The sequence below is a fragment of the Streptomyces sp. NPDC050264 genome, assembly GCF_040655895.1.
GTDB lineage: Bacteria > Actinomycetota > Actinomycetes > Streptomycetales > Streptomycetaceae > Streptomyces.
In genome coordinates, this window is sequence record NZ_JBFAKV010000012.1 from 192,888 (window position 1) to 209,196 (window position 16,309).

At 70.3% G+C, this 16,309-nt stretch carries 15 protein-coding genes and 1 riboswitch; of the genes, 6 read left to right on the plus strand and 9 right to left on the minus strand.

The annotated features are described in order from the left end of the window. Positions 1–145: 145 nt before the first annotated feature. Positions 146–388: a hypothetical protein gene (locus AB0J02_RS23130; RefSeq protein WP_363195622.1), complete on the minus strand. Its 243-nt coding sequence runs from the start codon at positions 386–388 to the stop codon at positions 146–148. Positions 389–901: 513 nt separating this feature from the next. On the opposite strand from AB0J02_RS23130, the gene AB0J02_RS23135 reads away from it, so the two are divergent. From AB0J02_RS23135 to AB0J02_RS23150, 4 genes are read left to right on the plus strand one after another with little or no spacing between them, the layout of a single operon-like run. Next, positions 902–1,324: a hypothetical protein gene (locus AB0J02_RS23135; protein WP_363195623.1), complete on the plus strand. Its 423-nt coding sequence runs from the start codon at positions 902–904 to the stop codon at positions 1,322–1,324. Further along, entirely contained in the window at positions 1,321–2,031 is a 711-nt protein-coding gene (locus AB0J02_RS23140) for a hypothetical protein (RefSeq protein ID WP_363195624.1), read from the plus strand. Before AB0J02_RS23135 ends, AB0J02_RS23140 begins: the two co-directional genes overlap by 4 nt. Beyond that, the gene (locus AB0J02_RS23145; RefSeq protein WP_363195625.1) at positions 2,028–5,498 is read left to right on the plus strand and encodes a hypothetical protein; all 3,471 of its coding nucleotides are present in this window, start codon (positions 2,028–2,030) and stop codon (positions 5,496–5,498) included. The genes AB0J02_RS23140 and AB0J02_RS23145 overlap by 4 nt, the downstream gene beginning before the upstream one ends. A 31-nt stretch (positions 5,499–5,529) precedes the next feature. Continuing rightward, positions 5,530–6,534: a hydrolase gene (locus tag AB0J02_RS23150; RefSeq protein WP_363195626.1), complete on the plus strand. Its 1,005-nt coding sequence runs from the start codon at positions 5,530–5,532 to the stop codon at positions 6,532–6,534. 401 nt (positions 6,535–6,935) lie between these two features. Here the strand turns inward: AB0J02_RS23150 and AB0J02_RS23155 are convergent, their stop codons facing one another. Continuing rightward, complete coding sequence (locus AB0J02_RS23155; RefSeq protein ID WP_363195627.1) at positions 6,936–7,382, minus strand: nitroreductase family deazaflavin-dependent oxidoreductase; 447 nt, start codon at positions 7,380–7,382, stop codon at positions 6,936–6,938. Positions 7,383–8,759: 1,377 nt separating this feature from the next. Here AB0J02_RS23155 and AB0J02_RS23160 point away from each other — a divergent pair. Beyond that, entirely contained in the window at positions 8,760–8,981 is a 222-nt protein-coding gene (locus AB0J02_RS23160; RefSeq protein ID WP_363195628.1) for a hypothetical protein, read from the plus strand. 81 nt (positions 8,982–9,062) lie between these two features. Here the strand turns inward: AB0J02_RS23160 and AB0J02_RS23165 are convergent, their stop codons facing one another. From AB0J02_RS23165 to AB0J02_RS23190, 6 genes are all read right to left on the minus strand, one after another. After that, a complete protein-coding gene (locus AB0J02_RS23165; protein WP_363195629.1) occupies positions 9,063–9,425 on the minus strand; it encodes a hypothetical protein in 363 nt (120 codons plus the stop codon). Positions 9,426–9,588: 163 nt separating this feature from the next. Then, the gene (locus tag AB0J02_RS23170; RefSeq protein ID WP_363195630.1) at positions 9,589–10,011 is read right to left on the minus strand and encodes a hypothetical protein; all 423 of its coding nucleotides are present in this window, start codon (positions 10,009–10,011) and stop codon (positions 9,589–9,591) included. A gap of 305 nt (positions 10,012–10,316) precedes the next feature. Beyond that, positions 10,317–11,009 carry a (2Fe-2S)-binding protein gene (locus AB0J02_RS23175; protein ID WP_363195631.1) on the minus strand — a complete coding sequence of 231 codons (693 nt, stop codon included), beginning with the start codon at positions 11,007–11,009 and terminating at the stop codon, positions 10,317–10,319. Positions 11,010–11,070: 61 nt separating this feature from the next. Then, positions 11,071–11,457, minus strand: coding sequence for a (2Fe-2S) ferredoxin domain-containing protein (locus AB0J02_RS23180; protein WP_363195632.1), 387 nt, complete (start codon positions 11,455–11,457; stop codon positions 11,071–11,073). Positions 11,458–11,519: 62 nt separating this feature from the next. Continuing rightward, positions 11,520–11,641: riboswitch (cobalamin riboswitch) on the minus strand. 236 nt (positions 11,642–11,877) lie between these two features. Further along, complete coding sequence (locus tag AB0J02_RS23185) at positions 11,878–12,948, minus strand: PHP domain-containing protein (protein ID WP_363195633.1); 1,071 nt, start codon at positions 12,946–12,948, stop codon at positions 11,878–11,880. A gap of 238 nt (positions 12,949–13,186) precedes the next feature. Further along, complete coding sequence (locus tag AB0J02_RS23190) at positions 13,187–14,491, minus strand: glycoside hydrolase family 125 protein (RefSeq protein ID WP_363195634.1); 1,305 nt, start codon at positions 14,489–14,491, stop codon at positions 13,187–13,189. A gap of 284 nt (positions 14,492–14,775) precedes the next feature. On the opposite strand from AB0J02_RS23190, the gene AB0J02_RS23195 reads away from it, so the two are divergent. Continuing rightward, entirely contained in the window at positions 14,776–15,585 is an 810-nt protein-coding gene (locus AB0J02_RS23195; RefSeq protein WP_363195667.1) for an endonuclease/exonuclease/phosphatase family protein, read from the plus strand. Between the two features lie 400 nt (positions 15,586–15,985). On the opposite strand, the gene AB0J02_RS23200 is transcribed toward AB0J02_RS23195, so the two are convergent. Continuing rightward, positions 15,986–16,294 (minus strand): hypothetical protein, encoded by a 309-nt coding sequence (locus AB0J02_RS23200; RefSeq protein ID WP_363195635.1) that lies wholly within the window; start codon positions 16,292–16,294, stop codon positions 15,986–15,988. Positions 16,295–16,309 lie beyond the last annotated feature (15 nt).

Here is a 16,309-nt window from a genome sequence, read left to right on the forward strand (position 1 = left end):
TCTGCGGCGGGTCCCAGCCCTGGCGTGGGTGCGGGCGGCTCCGAGCGGATTCCGGCCGAATCGGCGGCGTCATCGCCGGGTGCCGTTCAGGCCGGCGCGAGACTCCGGGCGGCCGAGTCCGGGCCGCCCGTCAGACCGCGGAGGGCTACGGCCGGCCGGCCGAATCGGCGGTCGCCTCTTGCGATCGCAGCATCTGCGCCATGGCCTCCAGGCTCTGCGCCGCGGCCGCGCCACCACCGCACGTCAACGAGGCGACAAGGCCACCGAGCAGGCCGGCCCGGTCGGCCACGATCCGGACCTGGCCGACTTCGACGATGAGGCCCAACAGGTTCAGCCGCAGTCCTTGCGGGATGTCGAGCACGACACAATCCGGAGCAGGCGTTGTCATTCTGGAGCTCCTTCTGGAAGAGCCGGGGTGCCCCTCCCGTACCCCTCGCGGACAGTCCGTACCCGTCTGCGCGACCGCGCCTGATGCCGGCTTCACCAAAGGCGTCGCCACTCTGACGCCCCGTCAGTCCGGTTGAGGCGGTCCTTGCTGCTCGAAGCGGGAGAGCCGGCGAATCCGAACGCCACACGGCAGGCCCGCATACGCCGAACACGTGACTGGTGGGCGCCCGTTGGGCCTGCCAGTCCATCGGCCGCCCTACGTATCCCGCACCCCCGAGGCGCCGCATCGCACCCGGCACCCTGCTGCCCGTGCAACCAACCGGCGTCAGCTCAGGCGACCTTGGCCTCAGCCGAAGCAGTTGAGCGAGATTCGGCCATATTCAGCGATGGAAGAACCAACTCCCTTTCTGTACACGTGTGTTCAGGGAGCAGGAAGGTACGTTGTTCTTGACGTCATGCGGGTCACCACGTGCGATGCGGCGGAGCGCGCGGCCCGCCAAAGGGACGGGGTCCGATGCTTTCGTGGGCCGAGAGTGCGCTGTACGGCGCAGGCGGCGGGCTGGTCGTCGAGGCCGTGGTCACGTTCGGGCGGCTGCATACGTGGCAGCAGGCGCGGCATGCGGCGAGGGTGGCCACCGAACCGTTGCCACAGCTCGGCACATACATTGATCCGCCCGCGGACTCGCTTGCCGCGCTCTTCCGTATCGTGCTGGGCGGCGTGGCCGCCTGGCTGCTCCACGACGAGCTGGCAGGGGTGTTCGCGGCCGTCGCGGTGGGAGCTTCGGCACCTGCCGTCCTCGCCCAGATGGGGAACGCCGCCACCGTCGCAGAGGCGCTCCAGACAGGTGCTGCTCCCGCCACCCCCGCCCCTCCCCCCGTTCCGACACAACCCGGGCCACCGGGACTCGACCAGGCTCGCGGGGAGACCTCCCCGTGAGCCGCGCATCGCTCGCCCGGCGCTCCTGGGTCTCCTTCACCGGCGGACACCGCACCGGTCCCCCGCCGACAATGGAACGCGGACGTGCCGGATACTCCTTGTGGGAGCGCGTCTGGGCATCGTTCATCGGCGTCGTCCTTCCCTCACGTCCCGCCCGTGTTCCCGTCTCCGCCCCGCGACAGGCGCCCGCGCACCGGCCGCAGGCAAACCCTGCCGCACCGGGCTGGTTCACGCTGCCGTCGCTTCCCGTGGCCGGCGCGCTGGCCGCCTCCGGGAGCGACGCGGTGGTTCTGGAAGCCGCCTCTCCCGACGGCCGGGCGACCTTCCTGCTGCGCCGCCCCGTGAGCGTCACGTCCGCGTACAGGCTCGAGCTGGTGGTGCGCGGCGCCGACGACGAGGGCCGGCCGCTGCTGGCCACCGTCACCTACGTGCAGCCGGATGGACACCAGCGCACTCTCCTCGTGCCCGTGGTGCCAGGCCGGTTCGGGCCGGCGGCCTCGTACGTCCGTCTCCGTGGTTTCGGACCGGGCTCGACGTGGGCCGCCACCGGCCCGTCCCCTGTGCCTGGACTGGTCGACTGGGCGCCTGTCACCGTCGCGGAATCCGTCGGCGCGGCGCTCAACGAGACGACCCGGGACGCCTGGCGCCGCGTAGGGGAATGCGTCAGTGAAGGAGTGCGCGACATCATCGACGGTGCGCTGCGATGACGCCCGAGGCTGCGGCATCCGGTGCCGGGCGGCACCGCGCCGCGCTCGACGCCGCCCTCCAGGAGCAGAGCCCTCAGGGCGCGGTGCACGAGCTGCTCGGCGAGCGGCAGTTGTGGTGGAAGTGCTGCAGCGAGGCGGTCCGTACGGACCCCTCCTGGCTGCGTTCTGGACGCGCCGGGGACGTGGCTGCCTGGATCGCCGCGACGGTCCCGGACCGGGCGTCCGACTCCATGACGCCCGCCCTCCCTGCATACCTGCTGGCCCTCGCCCTGAGTGCACCGGAGGGCGGGGCGGCGGAGCATGACGAAGCGCTGGCGCGCGTGCGGAACGCGTGGGCGGGCAGCGGCCTGCTGTCCGCTGTCGCCGCGCCCGGTCCCGCGCAGCCGTCCGGCCGGGGCCTCGACGGACTTCCGGCAGATGTCGTCGAGCGGCTCAACGCCGTCCTGGAACGCGTGCCGCAGCTGCCGGGCAGCGAGGATGAGCGGTCGCCCGCACCGAACGGCACGCTGACGGTCGACGCGCTGCTGATGGCAGGTTGCGAGCCGCGCAGACGGCCGCTGGTACAGGTGCCAGTGGTGTTCGGCGAGACGGACCGGCCCGACGACGAGGAACCCGGCGCCACCGGCGTGTTGGAGCTCCGGGAGTTCCCTGCCGGGCCCCCTGGCCTGTACCCCGATCCACGCTTCATGACCGGACTGCGCAGCTCCGACGGCCAGTTCGCCACCGCCCTCGGCCGGGCGTGGGCCACAGCCGGGCCCGGCAGAGGCTCGCGCTGTGTGCTGTGGCGCCTCCTCTTCACGGACCGCCCCACTCCTCCCGCGCGAATCGAAGGTCCCTCCCTCGGCGCCGCCTTCGCTCTGGGCCTGCGGGAACTCTTGCGGTATCCCCGGACCCGACGTCCCAGCGTGGCCTGGCTGCGCGGCGTCTTTTACGGTCTGCGCCCACGCACCGCGGTGACCGGGGCGCTGGGCAACGGTGAGCGGCTCACCGGTGTCAGCGGCATGGAGAGCAAGCTTCTGGCCGCACGCCGCAAAGGGCTGCGCCTGGTCGCCCCTGCCGAGAACCGGACCGGCGCCGCCCACGCCCCCGAGCCCGCGGACGTGAAGTTCGCCGAGACGCTTCGTCAGGCCGACCGCTACGCCCGGCGCTTCCGCACCGCCCGGCTGCTCACCGCGCTGGCTCTGGTCGCCGCGGCGTTGACGTCCGGGGTGGTGGCGGAACACCGGGCGTCCGAGGCAAGGACCCGGCTGACCACCGCACACCGGCTGGCCGATGTGTCGGAGAACCTGTTGCATAGCGATGTCGGACTCGCCGGGCTGTTCGCCGAGCGCGCGTACCGGCAGCACGCCGACCCGCTGACCCGACGGGCCCTGTTCCGCGCAGTCACCGCGAGCCCTCATCTGGCCGCAAGCGTGCGGGCCACCGGGACGATCTCCTCGGTGGCGGCCTCCGGCGACGGGGAGCGCGCCTTCGCCGGCAGTCGGGGCGGGGACGTCGACCTGTGGTCTCTGGACGGCGGGCGGTTCGCCGGCCATCACCTGCGACTGGGCCGCCTGTCCGGCCCGGTGGAGACGGTCACGTCCGACTCCGACGGTGAGATCGTCGCGGCGACCGACCGCCGCACGGCCAAGGTTTGGGCCTACGGAAAGACCTCCGCCGCGCCCCGTCTGCCCACCGGGCAGCGGCCCACAGCGCTCGCGGTCTCCCCGTCGGGACGCTTCGTCGCGGTCACCACGACGACATCTGAGTTCGAGGTGCCCTGCACGCTCTCGGTCCTGGACCGGGACTCGGGGCGGACGAGACACCTGGAACTCGACGACATGACGTCGGATCCGTCCGCCCTCGCCTTCGACGGGGATGCGGAGCTGGTGGTCATCGAATACGCCTACGGCACGTGGAACCGGATCTCCATGAAGCGGCTCGCCCGGACCGCCGGCAGCGGAGTCGGCTTCGGCGTCCACAACTCGGCCGCCGCGCTCGCCCCGGACGGCAGCCACTTCACCTACAGCAACAAGGGGTCGCCGCTGCCGATCTGGCCGTCCGAGGGCAAGCCCGACATCGACAAGCCGAAACTGACCGCGGAGACAGAACCCGGCTCACCGGCGGCCCTGGCCGTCAGCCGCGGCGGTACCCACGTGGCCACGGCGATCGGTTCCACCCTCCGTGTGAGCCGGACGCACGCGCCGGGCGGGAAGGCCGCCGGACCACTCGCCCTTCCCGGCGCGGGGCCGGTCGCGCAGGGCGCCCTCGCCTTCGTCGGCTCCGGCGGCAACCGGCTCGTCTCCGCGTCCCGCGACGTCCTCACCCTGTGGGACCTGGAGCAGCACACCCGCATCGCACGAGCCGCCGAGGTCGCGATCCCGGGCTCCTGCCTCGGCTGTTCGGCTCCGCGGGTGTCCGTGTCACCGGACGGACGCGACGCCGCGGTCCTCGACAGCGAGGGAACCAGGCTGTCCACCCTGCGACTCGGCCTCCCCGGCGCGCAACAGCGGCAGATGCCCACCGTGGTACGGCTCCCCGGCTTCGCGGAGCTGCTGTGGCGGCCGGACAGCGAGCGTCTGATCGTGGTGGCGCCGGACGGCAGCGCGCAGATCCTCGCCCGGGGACGGGTGTGGCGGCCCGTCGCCTCCTGGCCCGCCGTACCGAACCCGCTCAGACTCTCCGACCCGCCCGCGCTGCTGCGCTACCTGCCCGGGAACCGGACGGTGGCCGAGGTGCACTCCTCCGGCACGGTCCGCTTCAGGGACGCGAAGTCCGGCAAGGTACTACGGGAAGTGCCGGGCCCGAGATCCATGGCACCGACCGCGAGTTCCCGCGCCGTACTCAGCAGAAGCTACGTGGCGCTGGACGCACGGGGCTCGCACGCGGCGATGCTCGACTGGCCGTCCCTCGATGACAGCGACCCGCTCATCCGCGTCATCGACACCGAGTCGGGCCGTATCCGCACGATCCGTGCGGCCGGCGCCCGGGGCATCACCTATGCCGACGACCGCCTGTTCGTCCAACGCGCCAACGGCGCCCTGGAGTTGTGGGCCGCGTCCGGCGACCGGCGTCTCGGCACGGTCGAGGGCGCGCCCGATCCCGCCGTCGGCCCGGTCACCGGCGGGGAACTCGTCGCCGGGACCACATCCGACGACCACACCGTCCGCCTCCTCGACCTGGACTCGGAAAGCGCCCTCGGGACGCTCCCGCTGCCCGAGGGCAACAAGGCGTCGTCGACGGGCCTCGCCCTCGCGGCGGACGGCACGAAGCTCATCACCGCGACCGAGGCCGACTACTCGGAGACCGACGACCCCGAACCCGACGGCCCGGCCACCGACGACATGGGTCAACTCATCGAATGGAGGCTCGATCCCCGTGTCTGGATCCGCACCGTCTGCTCGTCGGCCGGCAGGGAACTCCGGCCGCAGGACTGGGAGCAGCACATGGGCACGAAGGCGCCCCCGACGCTGCGCTGCGGGAAGTGAGGCGCGAAAGTTCGCCGCGGCGCTCGCGCTGATGACGGCGCTCACGTCGGCCGGGTGCGGGCCGGACACCGGCGACGGCACGGACGCCCGCAGCCCCGGTCCCTCCCCCTCTGCCCCTACGGTGATCCGCCTGCCGGGCAACGCCTCCCCCAGCGACATGATCCTCACCGACGAAGGGACGCTGTGGGTCGCCGAGGCGGACCTCGCCGCGATCGCGGAGATCGACCCGTCGGGGAAGGTCACCCAGCACCCCCTGCCCCGCGGCGCCGGGTACCCGCCCTCCCCTGACGACCTCCAGGAGTCGCCGGACGGCGGGATCTGGTACACCGCAGGCGACCAGATCGGACGCCTCGGCCCGTCCGGCGAATTCACCTGGTGGAGCGAGGGAGCCGACGCTCCCGGCAACGGCCCGGGTGCCGGCGACAACGGCCCCGGCTTCCCCGACGCCCTGGCCCTCGGCCCCGACGACACCATCTGGTTCGACAACTCCGAGCGCGGCTCGAAGGTGTTCAGCCGCGCCGACGCGAAGCGGGGGCTGGAACGCATCACGCGGCTGCCAACCCAGTTCGACGTCGCGGGTATGGCCCTCGGACCGGACGGTGCGGTGTGGTTCTCCCAGCAGCAGGAGTACGACGCGGAGCAGCGCGAGGGCATCGGCCGGCTCACCGCCGAGGGGGACTACAGGAAGTGGCCGCTGCCCGAGAACTCGGCCCCGCGCACCATCGTCGCCGGGCCCGACCACGCCCTCTGGTTCACCGACCGGCGCGGCATCGGACGTATCGACACCGACGGCGGCCTCTCCCACTTCCCGGTACGCGCCTCGAAGTACCCGAGCGACATCGTCCTCGGGCCCGACAAGGCCCTCTGGTTCACGACGGACCGCCGCGTCGGACGCCTCACCACGACGGGGCGTATCACCCTCTGGCCCGTACGGGGTGCGAAGGAGCTGGTCGGCATCGCGCCCATCCCGCACGGCGGCTTCTGGCTGGCGGACCGCGAGACCGACACAGTCCGCCGTTTCACACGGCCCCGCTGAATAACCCCTCCACGGCGGCCTCAACGGCTGTCACCCGCGCTGCCGCGCGCCTGGTCTGTGGGGCGCGCTGCGATCACGGCGGTGACCCGGGTTCGGACGTGTGTGTACGGCGGGGTTGGAGCGGCGCAACAGTTCGACGGCCTCGGGCGGCAGAGACGGCTCGGACATACAAGCTCCTCAGGTCCTCGGACGGACGGTTTGGGTTCGGTTCGGGTGCGGGTCGTCCGAGCCGGTGTATCAGACGGCGGCGACATGGGCTCCTCGGATGTGCCCGGCAGAACCAAGGCACGCCCGGCATCACGGCGGGAACGTGGCACGTCCCCACAGTCGTTCACGTCGGGAAGCGTCGGGAGTTCCCGGCCGTCTGGTCGCCGCCACACGTCGAGGTTCTTCTGTCGGGGTCAGTCCTGCGGAGTGAGCAGGACGACCGGAATTTCGCGGTCGGTCTTCTGTGCGTACTCGGCGTACAACGGGAAGATGCCTACCATCCGGGGCCACAGGAGCTCGCGTTCGGCCGGGGACGCGACCCTGGCGCGAGCGGTGAACCGACGGCCGCCGACCTGCACTCCGACACTCGGGTCCGCCTGAAGGTTTTTGAACCACGCCGGGTCCGCGTCGGCACCCCCTTTGGAAGCGACGACGACGAAGTCCTCGCCTGCGGTGCCGTAGATCAGGCACGTGCGGCGCGCGATGCCGGTCCTGCGTCCGGTCGTGGCGAGCACGAGCGTGTAGACGCCGTTCGACTCGTGTCCCTCGGTGCCGCCCGAGGCCAGATACGTACGGGTCTGTTCGGCGACCCAGTCCCATTGCGAGTCGGTGGCGCGGTCGAGGTCATCGGCGACAGCCATGACGGAAGGTCCCTTCTGGAACGGAAGTTCGGAATGGAGGTCTGGAACGGAAGTCTGATACGGAACGTGCTGACTGTCGATCTGCTTCGGTCGAGTGCCTACGGGTGCCTATGAGTACCTACGAGTACCTCGATCAGCCCGAGCCGTCGGGGTCGCTCGTACCCCTGGGACGGAGCCGGGACACTGTTCTCGACACAAGTACGCGTGCGATGTCGCTCAAGGCAGCCGCCATGGGGCTCGAAGTCCATACATTGAGCCGCTTCCGTCGGAGTGAAGAACTCGCTGAGCCCCCGCCCCTCGTGCCTCGACCCGTCCTGGTTCCGTTGAGACGAACAAGATCAAAGGGGCAGAAACATGCCCATGAGGCGCACCCAAACAATCCTGGGCGCTGCCGCGCTCCTCATGCTGACCGTTCCGGCGAACGCGCACGCCGCCGCGGTCGCCTGCGGCGGTGGTGTGTCGACCGGCCGGGTGGCCGTCAACGGCTGCATCAGCGCCCAGCCTCGTAGGCGACGTTCACCGCCCTCGGCGCCGTGTTGCGCGCCTTGATATACGCCGTGACCTCGTACTTCCGGGTCGTTCACGGAGGTCACTGGGTGAGGTTGGACAGCGGTCGCACCTACGTCCCGGCGGGTGAAACCCTCGGGCCGACGGAGGTAGGAAGCTCGACCCGGGTGTGCGGGCCCGTGAAGGTCGAGATCCGCCTCCACGCCCGGGCCGACGGTGCGGCATGGAGCGGCTGGTCCACCGCCGGCACGGCGCAGTGCCCGACCTGAGCGGCTGAACCTGCGGTCGCTTGGAGAGCAGTGCATCTGCGCTCCGACAATGCAGGGAACCTATCTGGGAAGTGTCTACGCACTATTCGCAGGAGGCGATGGCCGTGTCACCGGAGTCCGAGGGCGCCTTGTACCCAGTTCTTCGTCACGCCGTCCCGGGCGGAACGGCCATCACTCCAGCTCTTGCGCGAGAGAAAGCCGAACGGATGTACCTTCGGGCGCGAGCGGCGGCAGAGCGCGCCAAAGTTATGCGTGACCGTGCGGAGACATCCTGCCTGGATGCGCGGCGCATGCGCGTGAACACCCAGCGCGGGCTGGAGACCGCCCGCGCTCAGCTGCGCACAAAACAAGGCGCTCCCTAGCGCGCCGGTCCCGCGGGACGCCCCGGAAACCGGACGGGCTGGAGGGATCCGGTTGCTCGCGTAGGAAGGCGAGTTCTTCGGACCATGTCCCCGGCGTCGGGCTGTCGGGCCTGAGTCCTGATCGTCGGTCCATTGCTCGAAGGCGTACGTTCGTCGCAGCCCCGGCATGACATGTGTCATCCCCAAACGGAGATGTGCGGCCCTGCCCTGTCGCCTGCCCGCTCCGTAGACTCCACAACATGTTCAAATCACGCAAAGCCGGACGCGACGACGCCTGGGAAGGCACCGTCGTCGACAAGTCGCGGGGCATGCTCGATGGCTCGAACATGTACCACTTCGTCAAGTTCCGCCGTGCAGACGGCGAAACCGTGCAGGTCCGCATCGGCCGTCGGCTCTGGAAGTCGATCGCGGTCGGTGACCGGATCGTCAAACAGTCCGGGTCCGATCCGGCCAAAGGGTAGCCCTCCAGGCGCGAGCGAGCCCGAAAGGGCGGGGCGGGGCCGGCGCGGTGGCTTTCGCTCCGTCTCCAGCCCGTATCCTGCTCAGGCGTATACGCGCACGGAGTTCGTCGAGGTGAGGCTCGTCCACAGGCCCGTGCCGCAGTTATTGATGCCGAGGTTCCACGCCACGCTTCCCGTGCCGTTGTACCCCGTGAGTCCCTGCACCCCCGCCCCGCCCGTCTGGCAGTTCTTCACCGTGTAGTCGCCGACGAGGTTGGCCACGTTGTACGTGCCGTAGCGGTAAAAGGTGTACACCATGGGGTGGTTGGAGCTGCCGTCGAAGATGTCGCCCTTGTAGATGCAGACGTAGCCTGAACTGCACGCGGCCGTCTGCACCTTCGAGGCGGCCAGGGGCGCGGTAGTCGCCGCGAGCGGTGCCGCGGACGCGGCGAGGGTCACGGGCATGGCCAGCCCGAGAGCGGCGAAGAGTACGGTCAGGCCACGGCGCCCGGGGGCCGAGCGACGAGATCGAAGAGGAATCCGGTTGATGTTCACGCGCTCTCTCCCGTTTGTCGCAGCAAGGAAGCGACCCGTTCCGCAGCAGGACGGGCCCTCACGCATCCGGACGTCACCGGCACTGCGGAACGTGCGGCTTCCACTGGGACGGTGACCCGGTGGTCACGTACCAGTCGTTGATGTATCCGCTGTCGCTGTCGAGGTCCAGCGCGAACCAGTAGCGGTCGCCGTGACCGTCCGCGTCACCGTCGCCCGTGGTCCAGCAGGCCAGCATCATGGTGTCGCCATTGGCGTAGCGGTGCCCGGTCGTGCCCGAACCGTAGGACGGCCCGTTGTGGGATGCCAGGTAGGACCCGGCCGAGATGCCGGTCACCGACGCACACCACACCGTGTGGCCGTCGTGGTCGCAGGCCCAGCCGGCTGCGGACGCCGGCGAGGCGGTGGCGCACACCGCGGCTGCGGTCAGCGCGAACGTGCCTGCTGCCACGGCGGCGCGGCGGCACCACCGTCCGGTGGTACGGATGCGGCTCGTCATGGTGTTCTCCCCGTTTTTCCCTGTGGTCGTACGGCCCGGTCCCGCGCGGAGTCCGTTCGCACTTTGCGTGTGCCCGCGGGTCCGTTCCGGCCGAGGCCGGTAGCCGTACATGACAATAGAGGAGCGAACAAAAGGCCGCCAAGAGCTGTTTGAGCAGGGGCAGTTGGTGGTAAAGGGGCCGCACGTTCCTGATGTTCGACGACACCTCCCGGGCATTCTGGGCCGGGCCGCAGCACGTGGCCATCCCACACCCTTCACTGACGGGTGTGTCGCCGGCGTGTCTCCAGGTTCTACGCATTCACCGGTCAGCCCACCAGACAGCAGTCCCCGCACTTCCCGCCACCCGGGATTCGGTAGTACAGGCAGCAACTACGCCGCCGGAACGTCAGATCCGGGCCGGTGATCCAGCCGCTGCCACGCAGCCTTCCTGTTTCCAGCAAGTCCGTGGTGAGGTCGGTGAGTTCCGCGCGCAGGTCCGGCCGACGCCTGAGCAGCATCGCCGCCGACCCGACGAGCGCGGACGCGGTGTTCCCGGCCAGCAGTCCCGGTGCGATCTTGACGGTGAGTTGGCTTTCCAGTTTCTCCAGTGGGCCGTTGACCTCCGCGTACACGGCCTCCGCAAGGGACGGCAAGCGGCCGGTGAGCCTGCCCTTCGGATCTGCCAGGCGGAGAGCCGGGCCGCCTTCGACCCATTCCGCCGTGCTCATCTCGGGCACGATCCCGTGCAGGAGCGTGCAGGCCAACACCGGTGACCACAGCCGGGCGGCGAGTCCCAGGTGCGCGACGGAGACGCCGACGCGGGTTTCGTCCGTGGCGCAGCGATCATTGACCGCCCGCGCGAGAACGGTGAATTCCGAGAAGGTGAGCCGCCCCCTCCCGGCTCTCCGAGCATCAGGCCTCTCCGCCGCGTCCAGAACGAAGAACCCGTCGAGCCCCGCAACATCGCGAAGCGCCTCGGCGACGTCGCCGACCGAGAGTTCGCGCGGCACCTCACACACGACAAATCCCTTCCGTGCTCTGCTGGTTCACTCGGCTGGTCCACACGGCCGGAGCAGAGGCTCACGGAGTCTTGAGGCGGCCTGGCGGCTTGAAGAGGTAAAGGTCCAGGATCTCCGGGTGGGGCGCGACTCCAGGTCCGCCGGCGCTTATCCAGTCGGCAATGTCCTCGGTGGCGTCACGATCATTGACAAGGCCGAGCCATACCGGTCGGGCACCCGCCGCCCGGCCGGCCCTTGAGGGCTGTACGACGATGACGTTGGCCTGGTCACAGACGTCCAGGCACTCGGAGACACGCACCGGAGCCACCGCCCGCAACCGCGCGGTCTGCGCCGCGTGATCCCCACTCACCTTGACACTGCCGCAACAACAGTCGCGGCACACCACCACCCTGCACGGAACCTCGCGGTCCCGCCCAGCCTCCATGTCGCGGGCCGGCCTCTCGGGCATGCCGCACTCCTCCCTCTCGCCGGGGAAGTCCGCCCCGGGGTCCATCGAGGAGGCGACAGCGTGAGTCTCCTGGCTCTCGGGTCAGTGCTCGTCCCGGCCTTCCCACCCGCCTGGGCAGTGGCATGTCGGGATCCGCTCGCCGATCACAGTGGCGGTACCGCACCGGATTCACACCGGATTCCTCGAACCGCCGTCGCCTATGTCGTCCGCAATCATGCCATCCGGCCCGCTACCCGGTCTCGTACGGTCTCGCTGATCTGCGCGAACCGGTTGGCGCACAGGTCCGGCCGAGGCTCTGCCCCGGCCATCGCGGGAGCCGCACGACGGTGCCGGAGTCCGGCCGCGTCCAGACCCTCGACTACGCGCCCCGCACCCCGCCCCGCTCGGTCCCGGCCTGCCCGACAGACCGGCCACGCCCGCTCACGGCAACTCCCCCGCCCGCTTCGCCCGGGTCCACTCCAGCAGCCTGTCCACGGGCCAGGTCGTGACCACGCGCTCGGCGGGCACAGCGCACTCCTCTGCCCGCGCGCAGCCGATCACCTGCCAGTCCAACTGGCCCGGCGCGTGCGCGTCGGTGTCCACCGAGAACAGGGCCCCCGCCGCCACGGCACGGCGCAGCAGACGGCGCGGCGGGTCGAGGCGCTCCGGGCGGCTGTTGATCTCCACCGCGGTGCCCGCGGCCGCGCACGCCTCGAACACCGCGTCGGCGTCGAACCGCGACTCGGGCCGGCCTCGCCCGGTCACCAGCCGGCCGGTGCAGTGCCCCAGGACGTCGGCCCGCGGATTGCTGACCGCGGCGACCATCCGCCGGGTCATCGCATCGGCGTCCATACGCAGTTTGGAGTGCACCGAGACGACCACGACATCGAGCTGGTCGAGCAGGTCGGGTTCCTGGTCCAGGGAGCCGTCGTCGAGGATGTCGCACTCGATGCCGGTGAGCAGCCGAAACGGTGCCCAGCGGGCGTTCAGGTCGGCCACCGCCGCGAGTTGCTCCCGCAGCCTCTCGGGGGACAGCCCGCGGGCCACCGTCAGCCGTGGGGAGTGGTCTGTCAGGACGGCCCACTCATGCCCGACCTCTTGGGCCGCCCGGCCCATCTCCTCGATCGGGCTGCCGCCGTCCGACCAGTCGGAATGCAGGTGGCAGTCACCGCGTAGCAGCGCCCGCAGTCCGGTGCCCGCCTCGCCCGCCACGAGCGGCGTGGTGCGCGCCTCTGTCTCGAGGCGTTCCAGATACGTGGGTACGTCGCCCGCCCAGGCCTCACGGATCACCGCGGCGGTCTTGGGGCCGATCCCCTTGAGCGCTTCCAGGGAACCGTTGGTCACACGCTCGGTGATCTCGGACCCTGTCAGTCCGGTGAGCACCGCGGCGGCCGTCCGAAAAGCACGCACCCGGTAGGTCGGCGCGCCATCGCGCTCCAGCAGGAACGCGATCCGCTCCAACGCCCGCACCGGCTCCCTCGCCGGCTCACTGCGCGCCATGCTCGCCGTCATCGGGCTGCTCCAACAGGTCACGGGTCGGTCGATCGGCTCAGGTCGGCTCAGCTCGACGAGCGAAACGCACCGGCCCGTCCCTTACAGGATGAACGGAGCGGCCACGTTCAGCACCCGGACCGGGGAAGGACATGCGACGCCCGCACCATCGGGCTCGTGTCCCGGAGGGGTATCCGGCGCCGAGGCTGCCATCGGCTCGACGGTGACTGTCACGGACGTCGGGTGTCCGGGCACCGGGTCAGCCTTGAGAGGTCCACAGAGGGCGGGTGCCGAATCCGGCTGCGTCCAGGGCCAGTTCGGCGTACATCGCGTTGGCCCAGGAGAACCACGGGCGGGTGAAGCGGCCGGGGTCGTCCTTGTGGAAGGACTCGTGCATGGCTCCGGTCCCTGCGGTGGTGTCGGTCAGCGTGCGCAGTGCGGTGAGCCGTTCCTCGACGTCATTGCTGGTGAGGGCCTGTACGGCGATGGCGATCGGCCAGACGTGTTCCGCGGGGGTGTGCGGGCTGCCGACTCCTGCGGCCGCGGAACCGCTGTAGAAGGTCGGGTTGGACGGGGAGAGGACGAAGCTCCGAGTCGCCAGGTACTGCGGGTCGGTGGTGGAAATGTTCGCGACCAGAGGCAGCGAGAGCAGGCTGGGCATGTTGGCGTCGTCCATGAGGAGCGCGTTGCCGCGCCCGTCCACTTCGTAGGCGTAGATCGAGCCGAAACCGGGGTGCTGGACCGTTCCGTGCTGCGAAGCCGCTACGCGTAGTTCCGCCGCCAGTTCCGTGGCGTCCTGGGCCAGCGCCGCGTCCCGGAGGTGGCGGGCCAGCTCGGCGGCGCCGTCCAGGGCGGCGGCCGCACACAGGTTCGCGGGCACGTTGTACCCGTAGGTGCAGGCGTCGTCGCTCGGCCTGAAGCCGCTCCAGGTCATCCCGGTCCGGGCGACAGGTGTTCCACGTCCCGCGTTGGGCAGTGTGTCGCTCTCGGGGCCGGTGAGCCGGAGGAAGCGGTAGTCCGAGGAACGTTCGTGGTCCTGCTCTGTGCGCCATGTCGAGATGGCCGTGCGGGCCGTGTCCGCTGCCCGGGCGAGGTGGTCGGTCCGTCCCGTGGCCCGCCAGAAGCGGTGGGCCAGCAGGAGGGGGAAGGCGAGGGAGTCGACCTCATACTTCGCTTCCCACACCCATGGGTCCTCGCACAGGTCGTCCGGATCGTGTGCCCGGCCGGAGGGCTCGGCGTTGAAGGCGTTGGCGTACGGATTCTGTCCGATCTGCTGGAACTGGCGCCGCAGCACGGCGAGCACGAGGTCCTGCAGTGCTGTGTCGTGCCGCATCAGGGCCAGGTAGGGCATCAACTGTGTCGTCGAGTCACGCAGCCACATGGCGGGAATGTCGCCCGTCACCACGAACGCGGTGCCGTCGGGCATCGGGCGGATGGTGCGGGCCAGGGTGTCGTCCAGACAGCGCACGAGCGTCTGCCCGAAGCGTGCGTCGCCGAGCCGGTCCAGGTTCTGGACCGCCTGTTCGACGATCGGGTTCGCCTCAACGCTGGTGGGAAACTGCATCGTCAGCCTTTCTTCAGCCGGCCGGCCGGGCGCGACAGCGTGGCCGAGGATACGGGTCCGGATGGTGACGCGGCGCGGGGCGGGTGGATCGCCACGCTCAAGGCCGAGGCGGCCGTGCCCTGGCACGGGCCCGGCCCAGGTATGTGCCGTCGGCACCTCGTCCCCTACTCTCGTGCTCGAAGACGCCCTGTGATGCCTTGCGATGCGATGTCCTTCCGCATCCGCTTCAGGGGGTAAGGGAGGCAGTGGTGTTCGGACGGGGCACGCGGTTGCTCGCGGCCGCCATGACCGCGGTCTGCGTCGTGCTCATCGGCCCCAGCGCACCGCGCGGCGAGCCCATCGCCCAGCCCCTGCCGGCCGACGCCGCCGAGGGCGTCGTACCGAACCGTGTCCTGACGTGGAACATCTGCAATCCCTGCGGCCGCAGCGGGTACGACTTGGGCCGGGCCGCGGAGATCGCCACGTATGCGCCCCAGGTCTTCGGGCTGCAAGAGGCCTGCGTACGTGACGTCGAGAAGATCCGGGACTACCTGAAGAACTTCTACGGGCTGGTCTACCGCGTCGAGTACGGGACGGTCCTCCGGAACTGGAGCCGCTGCGGGGGATTGCCGTGGAGCCCGGGAGCTTACGGTCAGGCGCTCCTCTCGGCGGCACCGATGACAGACCGCGTGAACGTGGAGTACCCGGACGGCGGATCCGAAGACCGCGGGTACATGGCAGTCACCACCGAAGTGGACGGCCGGCCCGTCCGCGTCTTCAACACCCACCTCGCCGAACGCCGGCAACCCACCGTCCGGGCGGACCAGATCCGCGTACTCGCCGCGGAAGTCGCCCGGCACGACCGGGCGATCGTTCTCGGCGATCTCAACGCGGTGCCGGATGCCCCCGAACTCAACAGAATCTGGGAAGTGGCCACGGACACAGCCCCCGGGTGCCGCCCATCGCCCGCCGGCGGCACCTGCGAGCCGACCACCGACTGGCAGAGCAAGTTCGACTACGTCTTCCTGCGAGGCATCACCCCACTCGCACACCACGTGCACCCGAGCCCGTACTCCGACCACCACCTCCTGCACACCGACCTGGACCCGACCTAGCCTCGTGCCACCGCTCCTGGGCCGTCTCTCCCAGACATGTGTCCCGTCTACGGTGGTCGGCGCGGGTGGCCTCTCAACGGCCGACGGAGCGAGGGGGCCACGTTGCCGGTGCTCATGAACCTCCATACGCGGCAAACGGCGATCAACGCTCATCGCACATCGGACGAAGGCTCCCGTGGAGAGCGCGGCGCCGGGACACTCCCGTACATGAGTGATGCATCGCTGTGGGTCGGGCCGGCAGGCACCCTGGGCGGAGCGCTGATCACTGCGGCCGGTGGTATCGCCGTGGCGAACCGACAACGTCGGAGTACGCGGGAGGCGCCAAGAGCCCCTCGATGGATAGGCACATCACGGCAAGGCCCGCGCGAGAACCCCGCGCGGGCCTCGAGGTGCCCCGCGGTCACCGCCGTGTGGTGTTCGTCGTTTCGCGGCTCCCGCTTTTCGCCAGGCCGCGGCTGATCAGGTAGCCGATGGTCAACAGCGTGACGAACAGCCATGCCCTGTCGGCGGGGAACCGATCCACCCCGTCAGAGCCGTCGCCGACCACCAGGGAAGCGACCAGTACCGCTACCACCGACGCGACGTAGGCGAACATTTCCGAGGTCTTGAACGAGAGTTTCGTCTCGGACTGGGTTTGACGTGCTGTGTAGGTGTCCCGGGCTTGGCCCGTCTCCGTTTCCGGATACCGGGGGGACGAAGCTGCGGTCATCTTGCCTCTGCCTCC

Excerpts from the sequence above, each read along its gene's own strand:
- AB0J02_RS23155 (WP_363195627.1), bottom strand. The coding sequence starts at position 7,382 with ATGGCTGTCGCCGATGACCTCGACCGCGCCACCGACTCGCAATGGGAC.
- AB0J02_RS23160 (WP_363195628.1), top strand. The coding sequence starts at position 8,760 with ATGTTCAAATCACGCAAAGCCGGACGCGACGACGCCTGGGAAGGCACC.
- AB0J02_RS23190 (WP_363195634.1), bottom strand. The coding sequence starts at position 14,491 with ATGCAGTTTCCCACCAGCGTTGAGGCGAACCCGATCGTCGAACAGGCG.
- AB0J02_RS23180 (WP_363195632.1), bottom strand. The coding sequence starts at position 11,457 with ATGCCCGAGAGGCCGGCCCGCGACATGGAGGCTGGGCGGGACCGCGAG.
- AB0J02_RS23195 (WP_363195667.1), top strand. The coding sequence starts at position 14,776 with ATGACCGCGGTCTGCGTCGTGCTCATCGGCCCCAGCGCACCGCGCGGC.
- AB0J02_RS23130 (WP_363195622.1), bottom strand. The coding sequence starts at position 388 with ATGACAACGCCTGCTCCGGATTGTGTCGTGCTCGACATCCCGCAAGGA.
- AB0J02_RS23165 (WP_363195629.1), bottom strand. The coding sequence starts at position 9,425 with ATGCCCGTGACCCTCGCCGCGTCCGCGGCACCGCTCGCGGCGACTACC.
- AB0J02_RS23135 (WP_363195623.1), top strand. The coding sequence starts at position 902 with ATGCTTTCGTGGGCCGAGAGTGCGCTGTACGGCGCAGGCGGCGGGCTG.
- AB0J02_RS23150 (WP_363195626.1), top strand. The coding sequence starts at position 5,530 with ATGACGGCGCTCACGTCGGCCGGGTGCGGGCCGGACACCGGCGACGGC.
- AB0J02_RS23185 (WP_363195633.1), bottom strand. The coding sequence starts at position 12,948 with ATGACGGCGAGCATGGCGCGCAGTGAGCCGGCGAGGGAGCCGGTGCGG.
- AB0J02_RS23170 (WP_363195630.1), bottom strand. The coding sequence starts at position 10,011 with ATGACGAGCCGCATCCGTACCACCGGACGGTGGTGCCGCCGCGCCGCC.
- AB0J02_RS23145 (WP_363195625.1), top strand. The coding sequence starts at position 2,028 with ATGACGCCCGAGGCTGCGGCATCCGGTGCCGGGCGGCACCGCGCCGCG.
- AB0J02_RS23200 (WP_363195635.1), bottom strand. The coding sequence starts at position 16,294 with ATGACCGCAGCTTCGTCCCCCCGGTATCCGGAAACGGAGACGGGCCAA.